The organism is Promicromonospora sp. NPDC057138 (genome assembly GCF_042670845.1).
In the GTDB taxonomy this organism is placed as follows: Bacteria; Actinomycetota; Actinomycetes; order Actinomycetales; family Cellulomonadaceae; genus Promicromonospora.
On the sequence record NZ_JBHUUX010000022.1, the window covers coordinates 20,780 to 36,651 of the forward strand.

The window sequence follows — 15,872 nt, forward strand, 5'->3', positions numbered from 1 at the left end:
GCGAGGGGGCGGGCGTGACCGGATCGTTGCCCGGGGCGCCTCTAGTTTTGTCGTGGGTGTCACAGGGTCGGGCTAGTTTGGCCCGGTGAGTCGAGCCACCCTCCTAGCCCGCCGGTCGACGGCGCACCGAGGGCTGCTCGCGCTCGTCTGGCTCCTGGTCGCCGTCCTGACGGGCGCCCTGGGCGTGACGGTCGGCTGGACGCAGGCCGCCGCCACCGCGGGCGCGCGCGACGGGCTCGCCGCGGCCGAGCCGTCCGGCCGGGCGCTGCTGCTCGCCACCCGCCTCGCGGAAGGCTCCGAGGCGGACGCCCAGGACGCGCGCGTCCAGGAGGTCCTGGCCGGGCTGCTCGACGGCGTGCCGCACCAGGTCGCCTACGACGTGCGGACCGAGCCCCTGTACACGAGAGACAGCGAGGGGCAGGACCTGGGCCGCTGGTCTCTGGCCGTCCTGCCCGCCCCGTCCCGCGACGAGGCGCTGGCCGGGGCGGGCGCCGACGGCGTCACGCTGGTGGACGGGGCCTGGCCGGCGGGTGCGGACGAGGCCGCGGTGCAGGCGGACGCCGCCGAGTCGGCCGGGCTGGCCGTGGGCGACACGATCCGGCTCGACGTCGACCCCGAGAACCCCGCGGACACCGGCACTCCCGTCACCCTCGCCGCGACCTGGCGGGTCACCGACCCGGACGCCGCCGTCTGGCTCGGCGACCCCGTGGCACTGACCGGCACGGACGGCGCCTATCCCGGCCCGGTCGTGGTGCGCCAGGACGTCATCGCCGGCCTGGACACGGACCCGTTCGCCCGCTGGACCGTGGTGCCCGACCGTGCCGCGCTCACCCCCGCGGAGCTGCCCGCCCTAGCGGCGCTCGCCGGTGAGGTCGAAGCAACCCTGGGCGAGGACGACTCGGTCGCACCTCGCGGCCTGACCCTCTCCGGCACGCTCGCCACGACCGCCGCGGATCTCGGGGCCGCCCTGCGTGCGGCGGACGCCGTGGCGCTGGTGCCCCTGTGTCTGCTGGCGCTCGTGGGTCTGGTCGCGCTGGTCCAGGTGGCACGGCTGCTCGCCGCCACCCGCGAGGGCGAGGTGGCGCTGCTCGTCTCGCGGGGCGCGGCGCCGGGCACCGTCACGGCCGCGGCCGCCGTCGAGGGCGCTCTGCTGGCCCTGACCGCCGCGGCGGCCGGTGGCGGCGCCGCATGGGGCGCGCTGCGGATAGTCGCCCGGGCCGACGCCGGTGCCGCCGTCTCCGCGGTGACGCCCCTGGCCGTGGCCCTCGCGGTCGCCGTCGTGGCGACCGCCACGCTCGTGCTGGTCGCGGCCTTGCAGGCGCAGGCGGCGGTGCGGCGGCAGGTGACCGACCGCTCGGGGCGCGTGCGCCAGGTGGCGGCCCTGGGCACCGTCGTGCTGACGCTGGCCGCCGCCGTCGTGAGCGTGACCCAGCTGCTGCGCTACGGCTCGCCCCTCCTGACCACGCCCGACGGCCCGCGCACCGATCCGACGGCGGCCGCCGCGCCGGCCCTCGCGCTGGCGGCGCTCGCCGTGGCGGCGATGGCGGTGCTCGGCCCGGCCACTCGGCTGTGGGTGGGGCTCGCCGGGCGGTCGCGGGGCGTCGTCGGTCCGCTGGCGGCGCGGCAGGTGGCCCGGCGGCTCGTCGTGTACGTCGTGCCGGTGGTCCTGCTCGTGCTCGCGGGCGGCGCCGCGAGCCTGGCCGGCGGATATGCGGGCACCGCGGAACGCCTGCGGGCCGACGTCGACGTGCTCGCCAACGGCGCGGACGTGCGGGTCATCGCGCCCGAGAGCGGCCCGCTCGACCCGGCGCCGTACCTGCCGGGCGGGTCCGGGCCGGGCGACGCCGCCGTCGCGGCGGTGCCGGTCCTGTCCGGCACCGCCTATTCAGACGGCCGTCCGGTCACGCTCCTCGCCCTGCCCGCCGCGGCGGCGCCGCAGGTGGTGCGTGCGCCCGCGGAGGTGCTCGACGTCGCGCGGCTGAGCGAGGACCTGGCGAGCGACGCCTTCGCCGGGGCGCCCGCGCTGCCCGACGGCGCCCGCGAGATCGCTCTGGCCGTGAGCGGCCGGATCCGGCAGACCGTCGACATGACGCTGCCGGCAGGAGCTCCCGTGCACCAGCTCGACGCGTCGCTCGTGCTGGCCACGCCCGAGGGGACGCTGGCGACGGTCCCCCTCGGGCGGCTCGTCGAGGGCGACGGCACCGGCGGAACGCTCGGCGCGGACACGACGACGCACGAGCTGTCCGGCCAGGTGCCCGCGCCGCCGGAGGGCCAGGCGTGGCGGGTCGCGGCCCTCGACCTCGACACGACACCCGGCTGGTCGATGGCGGAGGCGACGCTGTCCCTGGAGGGCCTGACGGCGGGCGGCGAGCCCATGACAACCCCCGAGTGGACGTCGTCCGAGACGCTGGACGGCGCCGACGGCCTGGAGATCAGCCGGGACGCGCCGTCCGGCGAGGCCGAGCTGACCATGCCGCTCGGCGATGCCACCGCCGGGGCCAGCAGGCTGCGCCTCCTGACCACGCCCGACGTCGGGCCGGTCCCGCTGCTCGCGTCGTCGTCGCTGGCCGACGCGCTGAGCATCGCCACGGGCGACACCTTCGAGGTCACGCTCGGCGGGACGCGGCTGCCCGTGGTCGCCGTGGCGACGTCCGGCACGGTGCCCGGGGCGCTCGAACCGTACGCCGCCCTGATCGACCGGGGAGCGCTCGCGGCCGCACTGGTCCGCGAGGTGAGCGAGCCGGCCCTGACCAGCGAGGTCTGGCTGGCCGCCGGCCCGCCGGGCGCCGCCGCACCCTCCGGCGCGGTCGCGCGCCTGGCCCAGCAGGCGACGGCCGAGGCGGAGGCCGCCGCGGAGAGCAGCCGCGAGCAGCCGACCGTCACGACCCCCGGCTACCGCTCGACGGACTCCGGCGTCCCGGTGCGCGTCTCGTTCTGGCTCGCCGCCGCGGGCGCGACCGTGCTCGCGCTCGCGGGCGTGCTCGCCGTCGCCGTGGCGACCCTGCGCGACCGGCGCGGCGAGGTCATCGTGCTGCGTGCCGTCGGGCTGGGTCCCGGCGCGCAGGCCCGTGCCCGGGCCGCCGAGCTGACCGCCGTCGGCCTGGTGGCGATCGGGGTGGGCGCCGTCGCCGGCTGGGCCGTCGCGCGGTTCACCGTGGGCGGCCTCTCCGCCGCGACGCTCACGGGCATCGACGCCGCCCCGCCCGCGCGGTTCGTCGTCGAGACCGCAGGGACAGGTCTGGTGCTGGCCGCGGCCGTGGCCGGGCTCGTCCTCGTGGCGATCGGGGTGGGCGGGCGCGTGGCCGTGCAGGCCCGCGACACCACCTACCGCGAGGAGGTCCGCTGATGGGGGCACTGTCCGGGCTGGGCCTGCTCGCGCGACGGCAGCTGCGCACGTCCTGGGGCGCGACGGCGACGCTCGGCGTGGTCGCGTTCCTCGCGGCGGGCGTGCTCTCGACCGCTCCGCGTGCCGTCGCGACCATGCACGCCGACCAGGTGGCCTACGAGACGGCCAAGGCCTCCGGGCCGGCGCGTGACGTGATCTCCGTGGCCGGGTCGATCCCCGGGGAGCCGACGAGCGGGATGTACTACGACCCGGATGCCAGTCCCGCTGGCGGCGTGCCGGACGAGCCGGACTGGGCACCCTTCCTCGCGAACCTGGACACCGTGCGCGCCGAGACGCCCGAGCCGCTGCGCTCGGTGATGGGCGCGCCACGGTTCCACGTCACCTCGACCGACCCTGCCTACACCGAACCGACGCGCAGCTCCCAGCTGGCGGAGGCCAAGGTCTTCCTCCGCGCGGCCACCGACCTGCGCGAGCGCGCCGAGCTCGTCGAGGGGCGCTGGCCGGCCGCGACAGCAGGGCCCGAGTACGACGGGCAGGACCAGCTCCTCGGACATCCCACGGTGGAGGCCCCGCCGTTCGAGGTGGCGGTCTCGCGCGCCGTCGCGGACACGTACGGCTGGGAACTCGGCGGCCGGTACGACAACCTCTCGGGCTCGGGCGTGGTCGCCCTGGCCGACCGCTACCCGTCACTGGTCGTGACCGGCATCTTCGAGACCGGAGACCCGGACGCCGACTACTGGCTGCACCATTCCCTGGGGGCCCGGGCCTCCGTGATCACGGACCCCAACCGGGGCCTCCTCGGGACCGCCACCGCCTACGTCGACCCCGCCATGATCACGCCGCTCACCCTCGGGATGGCCGAGACCCGGGTCTGGTACCCGGTGGACACCGACGGCGTGACGGCCGACGCCGTGCCGACCCTCCTGTCCCAGGCCAACGGCCAGTCGGCCAAGACCTTCCTCGTCGAGGCCGGGCCCGGCGACCCCTCGCCGATCCAGCTGCGGCCCAGCACCCGCCTCAGCGAGATCCTGGAGAGCCTGCTCGCGCAGCGCACCGGCGTCGACGCGATAGTCGCCGTCCTCGCCGTCGGGCCGCTCGGCGCCACCGTCGCCGTGCTCGCCCTCGGCGCGCGGCTCGTCGTGGACCGGCGCCGGACGGCGCTCGTTCTGCTGCGCGCCCGCGGCGCCTCCGGCACGCAGCTCCGCCTCCTCATGGGCGGGGAGGGCCTCGTTGTGGGGCTCGGCTCGGCCGTCGCCGGGTTCGCGGCCGGGCTCGCACTCTCAGGCGCCGTCGGCCTGGACGCGCCAGTCACCGCGAGCCAGGTCGCGCTCGCCCTCGCCGCGGGCCTCGCGCCGGCGGCCGCCCTTGCGCTCGCCACCTCACCCGCCGGCCTGCGCCCCACCCGTGCGGACCTCGCGCCCCGCTCGCGCAGCCGCCTGCGCTGGGTGCTGGAGGTGCTCGTCGTCGCGAGCGCTGCGCTTGCCGCCTGGCTGCTCCTCTCCCGCGGGGTCGTGGCGGGCTCGGCCTCACCCGCCGGCGTCGACCCGCTCGTGGCCGCCGCCCCGCTGCTGGTCTCCCTGGCGCTCACCCTGCTCGCCGTCCGCGCCTACCCGTGGCTCGCCCTCGCGGTGGAGCGCGCGCTCGCCCCGCGGCGGGACCTGGTGCCGTTCCTCGGCGCCGCGCGTGCCACGCGCGACCCGGCCGGCGGCCCGGTCCCGGCCGTGGCGCTCGTGCTGGCCGTCGCGATCGCGGCGACGTCCGCGGTGCTGTACTCGACGGTCTCCGGCGGGATCGTCCGCGAGGCGTGGCGCGCCACCGGCGCCGACCTGCGAATCTCCGGCCCGCTCATCGACGCACCGGCGACAGAGAAGATCGCGGCGCTCGACGGCGTCGACGCGGTCTCGCCGGTGGCCGAGGTGGGCGACGGCGTGCTGCAGGGCGAGGCGTCGTCGCCGCGCGCCGAGGTGTACACGGTGGACGCGGCGGCGCTCGTGATCGTCCAGGAGGACGTGGCCGGCACCCCCGCGACGCTCGGCGAGCTGGACCGGACGGGCGGGCCGGACGGCGCCGTGCCGGTGGTCCTCACCCGCGCGGCGGCCGGCCCCGGCGTCAGCCCGGGCAGCACGGGCATCGAGCTCGTGACGGGAGCGGGCAGCGCACCCGTCGACGTGGTCGACGTCGTCGACGAGCTGCCCGGCCTGCCCGCCGGCCGCGCGCTCGTGCTGGCCGACGCCGGTCGGCTGGCCGCGGCCACGGGCGACAACAGCTTCCCGCGGCTCGCGCTGGTCGGCCTGGCGGACGGCGCCGACCGTGCGGCGGTGACCGCCGAGATCTCGCGGCTGCTGCCCACCTCGGTGGTGGAGGATCCGGACCGGGAGGCCGACGCGATGCTGGCGGCGCCGGTCTCCGGCGGGCTCGTGATCGCATTCGTGCTGGCGGTGCTGCTCGCGGGGCTGCTGTGCGCGGCGGCCGTCGTGATGACGCTGATGCTCGCGGCACCGGCGCGCGCCCGGCTGCTCGCGGTGCTGCAGACGCTCGGCCTGTCGTCGCGCCAGGGGCGCGGGCTCGTCGGGTGGGAGATCGGGCCGTGGGCAGTGGTCGCGCTCGTGGTGGGCGCCGTGCTCGGCGTGGCCGTGCCGTCGCTCGTGCTGGCCGCGGTCGACGTCACCGCGCTGACCGGCGGGGCGGCCCAGCCCGAACCGCAGTACGACCCGCTGCTGCTTGGGGCGGCCGCCGCGGGCTTCGTCGCGGTGGTGCTCGCGGCGGTAGGCATCGCGGCGGCACTGAGCCGACGCGGCGAGGTCGCCGCCCAGCTCCGGATGGGCAGCAATGACTGACACGACGAGCCCGGACCCCAGGCCTTCGAAGGGAGACCCGATGAGCACGACCATCGAGCTGATGGACGGCGGCGCGCAGACGTCGGCCGGGCCGGCCGGCGGCGAGATCCGGTGCGGCGACCTGGTCCGGATCTTCGCCACGGATGGCGTCGAGGTGCAGGCCCTCCAGGGCCTCACGCTGAGCGTCGACCCGGGCGAGATCGTCGCCGTCGTCGGCGCGTCCGGGTCGGGCAAGTCCACGCTGCTGACCATCCTCTCCGGGCTGGACACGCCGACGGGCGGGTCCGCCGTGGTCGCGGGCACCGACCTGCTGACCATGGGGCACGCGGAGCGGGTGCGGTACCAGCGGTCCACCGTCGGCTTCGTGTGGCAGCAGACGTCGCGCAACCTGCTGCCGTACCTCACCGCGAGCGAGAACGTCCGGCTGCCGCTGGAGCTGGCGAACGCGGTGCCCCGCCGCGAGCGACGGCGCCGCGTCGACGCGCTCCTCGAGCTGCTGGAGGTCGGCCACGTGGCCGGACGGCGGCCGGGCGAGATGTCGGGCGGCGAGCAGCAGCGGACGGCGATCGCCGTCGCCGTCGCGAACAGCCCGCGGGTGCTGCTCGCGGACGAGCCGACCGGCGAGCTCGACGAGGCAACCTCCGTCGAGGTGCTGGAGGCCCTGCGCGGCGTGAACCGGGAGACGGGCGTGACCACGCTGATCGTGACGCACGACCCGACGGTGTCCGAGCACGTCGCACGCACCATCCAGATCCGCGACGGCCGGACCTCCACGGAGACCCTGCGGCGTACCGAGACCGACGAGCACGGGCAGGCCCGGCACGTGTCGGAGGAGTTCGCGGTGCTCGACCGGGTGGGCCGGCTGCAGCTCCCGCAGGACTTCGTGCACGCGCTCGACCTGCGCGACCGCGTGCGGCTGGCCCTGGAGCCGGACCACGTGGGCGTGTGGCCGGCGGCGCCGGCCCCGGCGGCGGAGCCGGTCCCGACGGCGGAGCCGGCCCCGCTGGTCGAGCCGGCCCCGCTGGTCGAGCCTGTCGAGACCCGACCAGGCCTCGACGGGCTCGACCACCGGAAGACCGAGGAGGAGCGATGACGACGACGACCGAGGCCCGCACTGTGCTGCGCGCCCAGGGCCTCAGCCGGGTGTTCGGCACCGGCGCCGGCCAGGTGCGCGCGCTCGCCGACGCCTCGCTGGAGGTGGCCGCGGGCGAGCTGCTCGTGGTGCGGGGCCCGTCCGGGTCGGGCAAGACGACGCTGCTGAACCTGTTGGGCGGGCTGGACCATCCGACGTCGGGCAGCGTGTGGCTCGGCGACGCCGAGCTGACGGCCATGGGGGAGAGGGCGGTGCTCGCCGCCCGGCGGGACCGGATCGGCTATGTGTTCCAGTCGTTCGGGCTGGTGCCCGTGCTCTCGGCGGCCGAGAACGTGGAGGTGCCCCTGCGGCTGCGGCGCACCCCGCCGGCGGAGCGCTCGCGGCGCGTGGCCGAGGCGCTGGACGCCGTCGGGCTGGCCGGGCACGCGAAGCAGCGGCCGTACGAGCTGTCCGGCGGGCAGCAGCAGCGGGTGGGCATCGCCCGGGCGCTCGTCGCGGATCCCGAGGTGCTGCTCGCGGACGAGCCCACCGGGCAGCTCGACTCCGGCACCGCGGCGGTGGTGATGGACCTGCTGCGGGGGGTGACGCACGCGCGCGGCGTGGCCGCCGTCGTCTCCACGCACGACCCGGAGCTGATGGCCCGGGCGGACCGGGTGGTGGAGCTGCACGACGGCCGGGTGGTGGCCCGGGGCAACGGGTGAATTTCCTGGTGGAAGGCCTCTCGGCGCTCGTGTTACGGCCATGAGAACCACCTGGTCAGAACTGTTACCGATTGTTACCCGCGCGTACCGAGATGGTCACAACTCGGTGGCGTTTGCCGTGAGGTGGTCATTATCATCCGCGTGGAGCGGCTACGTTAGTTCTGATACCACGGGGTGCAAAGAAGCGCCCGAAATCGCTCCGGACGGCGACCGCCGGACCGGAGTGAACTGCTACCCAGGAGGACACGTGACACCTCGAAAGCGACTTATGGGGCTCGGCGCGTTCGCGCTTGCCTCGTCGCTCGTGCTGACCGCTTGTGGCGGTGGCGGCGGCGGCGGCGATGACACCGGCGAAGGTGCCAGCACCGGCATCGTGTCGGTCGGTAACGGCGAGCCGCAGAACCCGATCATCCCGACCATGACCAACGAGGTCTTCGGATCCAAGGTCACGGGCAATATCTTTGCCGGGCTCGTCTACTACGACGCCGAGGGCGTCGTGCACAACGAGGTCGCCGAGTCGATCGAGTCCGACGACAACCAGACCTGGACGATCACGCTCAAGGATGGTTGGACGTTCTCGGACGGCACGCCTGTGAACGCCGAGAGCTTTGTCAACGCGTGGGACTACGGGGCTGCCCTGGACAACGCGCAGAACCTCAGCTACTTCTTCGAGCCGTTCAAGGGCTTCTCGTACGACAAGAACACCTCCCTCATCAAGGAGGGTGGCCTCACCGTCGACGACGACCTCACGTTCACCGTGGTCCTGAACCAGCCGGAGTCCGACTTCCCGCTGCGCCTGGGCTACTCGGCGTTCTACCCGCTTCCCGAGTCGTTCTTCGACGACCCTGAGGCGTTCGGCAAGGCCCCGATCGGCAACGGTCCGTACACCCTGGAGAACTGGGAGCACAACTCGGTCATCGAGCTGCGCCCCAGCGACTCGTACACCGGTGAGCGCAAGGTGCAGAACGGCGGCATCGACCTCGTCGCCTACCAGGACGAGGACTCGGCGTACAACGACCTTCTCGACGGCAACCTGGACATCATCACCAACGTCCCGGCGTCCGCATTCGGCACGTTCGAGGACGAGCTGGGCGACCGCGCGGTCAACCAGCCCGCGGCGGTGATCCAGGTGATCAACGTTCCCGAGTACGTCAAGGCGTTCCAGGGCGAGGCCGGCCTGATGCGCCGCAAGGCCATCTCCATGGCGATCGACCGTGAGCAGATCACGGAGACGGTCTTCTCCGGCTCGCGTACCCCGGCCACCGACTTCACCTCTCCCGTCATCAATGGTTGGAGCGACGACGTCGAGGGCAACGAGGTGCTCCAGTACAACCCCGAAGAGGCCAAGAAGCTCTGGGACGAGGCCGAGAAGATCGAGCCGTTCGGCGACCAGCCGATCCTCATCGCGTCCAACGCGGACAGCGACCACCAGTCGTGGATCGACCCGACCTGCAACGGTATCCGCGACACGCTCGGCGTCGACTGCGAGTTCGACGCGTACCCCACGTTCGACGAGTTCCTCGACGCGCGTGACAACAACGAGATCAAGAGCCTGTTCCGTGGCGGCTGGCAGGCCGACTACCCGGCCATGAGCAACTTCCTCGGGCCGATCTACGGCACGGGCGCCGGCTCGAACGACATGGGCTACTCGAGCAAGGAGTTCGACGCCAAGATGAAGGAGGCGAACGGCCAGTCCGACCCCGACAAGGCGATCGAGCTGTACAAGGAAGCCCAGACGATCCTCTTCCAGGACATGCCCGGCATCCCGCTCTGGTACACCAACGCGACGGGCGGCTGGTCCGAGGCCGTCGACAACGTGGTGTTCGGCTGGGACAGCGACCCGATCCTGTACCAGGTCACCAAGTCGGAGTGAGCCTGATCACGACCGGACCCCCGGCGTGACGCTTCGCTCCAGGTGAGAGGCGGGGTACGCGATGCGTACCCCGCCTTCCACTATGCAGTGGCGTGAGACCCGGCAGTTGTCCGGGAGAATGGCTCGCTGAAACCGCCCAAGGAGAAATTAAGATGCTTTGGTATCTCGGACGCCGGGTGCTGCAGGTGATCCCTGTGTTCCTCGGCGCCACACTGCTGCTCTACGCACTGGTCTTCCTGCGCCCGGGTGATCCCGTGGCCGGACTGGGTGGTGAGCGGGGCCTGCCCGAAGCCGTGCAGGAGCAGATTCGCACCCAGTTCCATCTGGACCAGCCGTTCATCGTCCAGTACCTGTACTACCTCAAGGGCATCTTCACGTTCGACCTCGGCAACACCTTCACCGGTCGTCCGGTGGCCGAGGTCGTGGCAGAGGCTCTGCCCATCACGTTCCAGCTCGCGCTCATGGCACTCGTCTTCGAGTCGGTGTTCGGCATCGCCTTCGGCCTGTTCGCCGGGATCCGCAAGGGCAAGCTGTTCGACTCGACCGTGCTGGTCTTCAGCCTGCTGCTGATCGCGCTGCCCACGTTCGTCACCGGCCTGGTGCTGCAGATCGTCGTGGGCGTCAACCTCGACTGGCTGCCCGTGACCGCGGGGCGAGATCCCGACTTCTACAGCCTGCTGATGCCGGCCATCGTGCTCGCGACGGCGTCGTTCGCCCAGATCCTGCGCCTGACCCGGACGTCGGTCATCGAGAATCTCTCCGCGGACTTCGTACGCACCGCGAGTGCCAAGGGCCTGTCGCGCGACAGGGTGGTCGGCAGGCATGTGCTGCGTAACTCGCTCATTCCCGTCGTCACCTTCATCGGCGTGGACCTGGGCAACCTGATGACGGGCTCGATCGTCACGGAAGGCATCTTCAACATCAACGGCGTCGGCGGCACGTTGTACAAGGCGATCGGCTCCGGGGAGGCGGTCACCATCGTGACACTGTCCACCGTGATCGTGCTCGTCTATATCGTCGCCAACCTGCTCGTGGACCTGCTGTACGCCGTCCTGGACCCGAGGATCCGTTATGCCTGAGAACCGCTACGACATGGCCCCGCGTCCGGGCCAGGGCCACTACGTGGCCGCACCCGAGGAAGTCACCGTCGGCGTGGTCGACGCCGTCTCCACGGACGAGGCGCCGACGAGCCTGTGGCGTGATGCCTGGCGGGACATGAGCCATCGCCCGATGTTCTGGGTCTCGGCTGTGATGATCGTGCTCGTGGTGGTGGTCGCTGTCGCGCCGGGTTTGTTCACGAACATGCTGCCGCGCGTCGGGTGCTCCCTGCCCGACTCGCTGCTCCCGCCGTCGAGCGAGCACTTCTTCGGCACCGACAAGAACGGCTGCGACATCTACACCCGCACCCTGTACGGGGCTCGCGCCTCTGTGCTGGTCGGTCTGCTCACCACGGTGATGGTGGTCCTGCTGGGAACGGTCATCGGCGCCGTCGCCGGCTACTACGGCGGCTGGCTCGACACGATCCTGTCGCGCCTCACGGACATCTTCTTCGCGGTGCCCTTCGTGCTCGCCGCGATCGTGATCCTGAGCATCGCGCCGGCGCGCGATGCGCTGACCGTGGCAGTGGTGCTGGCGGCCTTCGGCTGGACCACCATCGCCCGCATCACGCGTGGTGCGGTGCTCAGTGTGAAGAACAACGAGTTCGTGACGGCAGCCAAGGCACTGGGTATGAGTCGTGCCGCTATCCTCTGGCGGCATGTGGTGCCGAACTCGGCGGCGCCGATCATCGTGTACTCGACGGTGGCTCTCGGTACGTTCATCGTCGCCGAGGCGACCCTGACGTTCCTCGGCATCGGTCTCGACCCGTCCACCGTCTCGTGGGGCGGGGACCTCGCGAACGGTCGCGCCTCGATCCGCACCAACCCGGAGATCATGTTCTACCCCGCCGCTGCGCTCGCCTTCACGGTGCTCGGCTTCATCATGCTGGGCGACGTCGTGAACGACGCCCTCGACCCGAAGGCGAGGAAGCGATGACCACCACGATCCCCCTCACCGACGGAACCACCGAGGACGCCCCGGTTCCGGCCGAGAAGCGCGACGACAGCACGCCGCTGCTCGAGATCCGCGACCTGCAGATCTCTTTCACGACGGCCACCGGCACCGTGGACGCCGTGCGCGGCGTGGACCTCACGGTCTACCCCGGCCAGTCCGTGGCGATCGTGGGGGAGTCGGGCTCGGGCAAGTCGACGACGGCGCACGCGATCATCGACCTGCTGCCGGGCACCGGCAAGGTGACCTCCGGGACCATCTCGTTCGGCGGGCGCGAGCTCGTCGGCCTGAAGCGCAAGCAGGTCGAGGACCTGCGCGGCCGCGAGATCGGCCTGGTGCCGCAGGACCCGATGTCCAACCTGAACCCGGTATGGCGCATCGGCACGCAGATCGACGAGGCGCTGGTGGCCAACGGCTTCCAGGGTTCCCGAGCGGAGCGGACGGCGCGCGTCGCCGAGCTGCTGGGCGAGGCCGGCCTGCCCGACGCCGCCCAGCGTGCCCGCCAGTACCCGCACGAGTTCTCGGGCGGCATGCGTCAGCGCGCGCTCATCGCCATCGGCCTGGCCTCGCGGCCGAAGCTGCTCATCGCGGACGAGCCGACCTCCGCCCTCGACGTCACGGTGCAGAAGACGATTCTGGACCACCTCGAGGGTCTCACTGCCGAGCTCGGCACCGCGGTCCTGTTCATCACGCACGACCTGGGCCTGGCTGCCGAGCGCGCCGAGCACCTCGTGGTGATGTACAAGGGCAAGGTCGTGGAGTCCGGCCCGGCGGCGCAGATCCTCAAGGACCCGCAGCACGAGTACACCAAGCGGCTCGTGGCCTCGGCCCCGTCGCTGGCGTCGCGGCGCATCCAGTCCGCGCACGAGCGCGGCACGGAGGCCGCCGACCTGCTCGCCGAGCACGCGGGCGAGCCGGAGGCCGCGCAGGCGGCGGCCGACGTCGTCGTGGCGAAGGACCTGACCAAGGTGTTCCACATCCGTGGCTCCCGGCCGGGTGCGCACGTCGACTTCACGGCGGTCGACAGCGTCGACTTCGCGCTGCCCAAGGGCCGCACGCTCGCGCTGGTCGGCGAGTCCGGATCCGGCAAGTCCACGGCGGCCAACATGGTGCTGGGACTGCTCGAGCCGACGTCGGGCACCGTCATGTTCGACGGCAAGGACGTGGCGAAGATGTCGCCGAAGGAGCAGTTCGCGCTGCGCCGCCGGGTGCAGCCGGTGTTCCAGAACCCGTATGGGTCGCTGGACCCGACCTACTCGGTCTTCCGCTCGATCGAGGAGCCGCTGGCCCTGCACAAGGTCGGCGACCGGAAGTCGCGCGAGGCGCGCGTCCGCGAGCTGCTGGACATGGTGTCGCTGCCGCAAGCGACCATGCGCCGGTTCCCGAACGAGCTGTCGGGCGGCCAGCGGCAGCGCATCGCCATCGCGCGTGCGCTGGCGCTCAAGCCCGAGGTGCTCGTGCTCGACGAGGCGGTCTCGGCGCTCGACGTGCTGGTCCAGGCGCAGATCCTGACGCTGCTCAACGACCTGCAGTCGGAGCTGAGCCTGTCCTACCTCTTCATCACGCACGACCTCGCCGTCGTGCGGCAGATCGCCGACCTGGTGGCCGTGATGAAGGACGGCAGCATCGTGGAGCACGCGAGCACCGACGAGGTGTTCGACAACCCGCAGCAGGAGTACACGCGTGACCTGCTGGCGGCTATCCCGGGCGCCAGCCTGGAGATCGGCGCCTGACCCGAAGTAGGTCCGCGAAGTAGAGCGCCTGTCCGAGTCTCCCCGGCAACAACCCGGGTCCCTCGGACAGGCGCTCTACTTCGCGGACCTACCTCGGGGCGTTCACCGCACAGTGACACGGTCGACACCTGGGGATTTCGATTCGCGGGTAGGATGGTACTGCTGCGAGACCGGTCCGCTCGGACCAGAGTCCGCGCCCCTGACCTCCCTTCTGGAAATGAGTGCTCCGTGACCGTGCCTGCAACCGCGCCGACCTCGGCCCGTGCGACCCGATCCGACCTGCGTAACGTCGCGATCGTGGCCCACGTCGACCACGGCAAGACCACGCTCGTGGACGCCATGCTGCGGCAGTCGGGGTCGTTCGGCGCCCGGCAGCACCTCGAGGACCGCGTGATGGACTCGGGCGACCTGGAGCGTGAGAAGGGCATCACGATCCTCGCCAAGAACACCGCGATCCGCTACGCCGGCCCCGCCGCGGCGGAGAACGGCCAGCCGGACGGCATCACCATCAACGTGATCGACACCCCGGGCCACGCTGACTTCGGCGGCGAGGTCGAGCGCGGCCTGTCGATGGTCGACGGCGTCGTGCTGCTCGTGGACGCGTCCGAGGGCCCGCTGCCCCAGACCCGCTTCGTGCTGCGCAAGGCCCTGGCGGCGAAGCTGCCGGTCATCGTCGTCGTGAACAAGGTCGACCGGCCCGACGCGCGGATCACCGAGGTCGTCGCCGAGACCACCGACCTGCTGCTCGGCCTGGCCGGCGACCTGTCGGACGAGGTCGAGGACCTCGACCTGGACGCCATCCTCGACGTCCCCGTCGTGTACGCGTCGGCCAAGGCCGGCCGCGCCTCGACGGACCAGCCCGCCGACGGCGGCCTGCCCGCCAACGAGAACCTCGAGCCGCTGTTCGCGACGATCCTCGAGAAGATCCCGGCCCCGACCTACGAGGAGGGCGTGCCGCTGCAGGCGCACGTCACCAACCTCGACGCGTCGCCGTTCCTCGGGCGCCTTGCGCTGCTGCGCATCCACAACGGCACCCTGACCAAGGGCCAGAACGTCGCGTGGGCCCGCCACGACGGCACCCTGCAGAGCGTGAAGATCACCGAGCTGCTGGAGACCAAGGCGCTCGACCGCGTGCCGACGGACAAGGCCGGCCCCGGCGAGATCGTCGCCGTCGCGGGTATCGCGGACATCATGATCGGCGAGACCCTCACCGACATCGACGACCCGCGCCCCCTGCCGCTCATCACCGTCGACGACCCGGCGATCTCGATGACCATCGGTATCAACACCTCCCCGCTCGCGGGCAAAGGCGGCAAGGGCCACAAGGTCACCGCCCGTCAGGTGAAGGACCGCCTGGACGCCGAGCTCGTCGGCAACGTGTCGCTCAAGGTCCTCCCGACCGAGCGTCCCGACGCGTGGGAGGTGCAGGGCCGTGGCGAGCTGGCCCTGGCGATCCTCGTCGAGCAGATGCGCCGCGAGGGCTTCGAGCTCACGGTCGGCAAGCCGCAGGTCGTCACCAAGCAGATCGACGGCAAGACCCACGAGCCGATGGAGCGGATGACCATCGACGTGCCCGAGGAGTACCTCGGCGCCGTCACGCAGCTCCTCGCGCAGCGCAAGGGCCGCATGGAGACCATGACGAACCACGGCACCGGCTGGGTCCGGATGGAGTTCATGGTCCCGGCGCGCGGCCTCATCGGCTTCCGCACGCAGTTCCTCACGGACACGCGCGGCACCGGTATCGCGGCGTCGATCTCCGAGGGCTACGAGCCCTGGCACGGCCCGATCGAGTCGCGCATGACGGGCTCGCTCGTCGCCGACCGGACCGGCAAGGTCACGCCGTTCGCCATGATCAACCTCCAGGAGCGCGGCTCCTTCTTCGTGGACCCCACGCAGGAGGTGTACGAGGGCATGATCGTGGGCGAGAACTCGCGCAACGAGGACATGGACGTCAACATCACCAAGGAAAAGAAGCTGACGAACATGCGGTCCTCGACCGCCGACAACTTCGAGAACCTGATCCCGCCGCGCAAGCTCACGCTCGAGGAGTCGCTGGAGTTCGCGCAGGAGGACGAGTGCGTCGAGGTGACGCCCGAGGTGGTCCGCATCCGCAAGGTGCTGCTCAACGCGACGGACCGCGCCCGCGCGACGGCGCGCGCCAAGCGCTCCTGACCCTCCCCGTCCCGTCGCTGAGTGCTGGATATTCGCCCGTGAACGACAGTTCTGGGGGCGAATATCCA

The 15,872-nt window shown here is 72.3% G+C and carries 9 protein-coding genes; all 9 read left to right on the top strand.

The features are described 5' to 3' along the window. Positions 1-85 precede the first annotated feature (85 nt). On the top strand, positions 86-3,346 hold the full coding sequence (locus ACFT2C_RS14160; RefSeq protein WP_377207693.1) for a hypothetical protein: 3,261 nt from the start codon (positions 86-88) through the stop codon (positions 3,344-3,346). Next, entirely contained in the window at positions 3,346-6,183 is a 2,838-nt protein-coding gene (locus tag ACFT2C_RS14165) for an FtsX-like permease family protein (RefSeq protein ID WP_377207694.1), read from the top strand. Before ACFT2C_RS14160 ends, ACFT2C_RS14165 begins: the two co-directional genes overlap by 1 nt. A 40-nt stretch (positions 6,184-6,223) precedes the next feature. Continuing rightward, a complete protein-coding gene (locus ACFT2C_RS14170; protein WP_377207695.1) occupies positions 6,224-7,276 on the top strand; it encodes an ABC transporter ATP-binding protein in 1,053 nt (350 codons plus the stop codon). Then, the gene (locus ACFT2C_RS14175) at positions 7,273-7,977 is read left to right on the top strand and encodes an ABC transporter ATP-binding protein (protein ID WP_377207696.1); all 705 of its coding nucleotides are present in this window, start codon (positions 7,273-7,275) and stop codon (positions 7,975-7,977) included. Before ACFT2C_RS14170 ends, ACFT2C_RS14175 begins: the two co-directional genes overlap by 4 nt. A gap of 247 nt (positions 7,978-8,224) precedes the next feature. After that, positions 8,225-9,850, top strand: coding sequence for an ABC transporter substrate-binding protein (locus tag ACFT2C_RS14180; RefSeq protein WP_377207697.1), 1,626 nt, complete (start codon positions 8,225-8,227; stop codon positions 9,848-9,850). Positions 9,851-10,002: 152 nt separating this feature from the next. Beyond that, entirely contained in the window at positions 10,003-10,929 is a 927-nt protein-coding gene (locus tag ACFT2C_RS14185) for an ABC transporter permease (RefSeq protein WP_377207698.1), read from the top strand. Continuing rightward, positions 10,922-11,884, top strand: coding sequence for an ABC transporter permease (locus ACFT2C_RS14190; RefSeq protein ID WP_377207699.1), 963 nt, complete (start codon positions 10,922-10,924; stop codon positions 11,882-11,884). The genes ACFT2C_RS14185 and ACFT2C_RS14190 overlap by 8 nt, the downstream gene beginning before the upstream one ends. Continuing rightward, a complete protein-coding gene (locus ACFT2C_RS14195; RefSeq protein WP_377207700.1) occupies positions 11,881-13,632 on the top strand; it encodes a dipeptide ABC transporter ATP-binding protein in 1,752 nt (583 codons plus the stop codon). Before ACFT2C_RS14190 ends, ACFT2C_RS14195 begins: the two co-directional genes overlap by 4 nt. Positions 13,633-13,860: 228 nt before the next feature. Further along, on the top strand, positions 13,861-15,804 hold the full coding sequence (gene typA / locus ACFT2C_RS14200) for a translational GTPase TypA (RefSeq protein WP_377207701.1): 1,944 nt from the start codon (positions 13,861-13,863) through the stop codon (positions 15,802-15,804). The last annotated feature ends 68 nt before the right edge of the window (positions 15,805-15,872 follow it).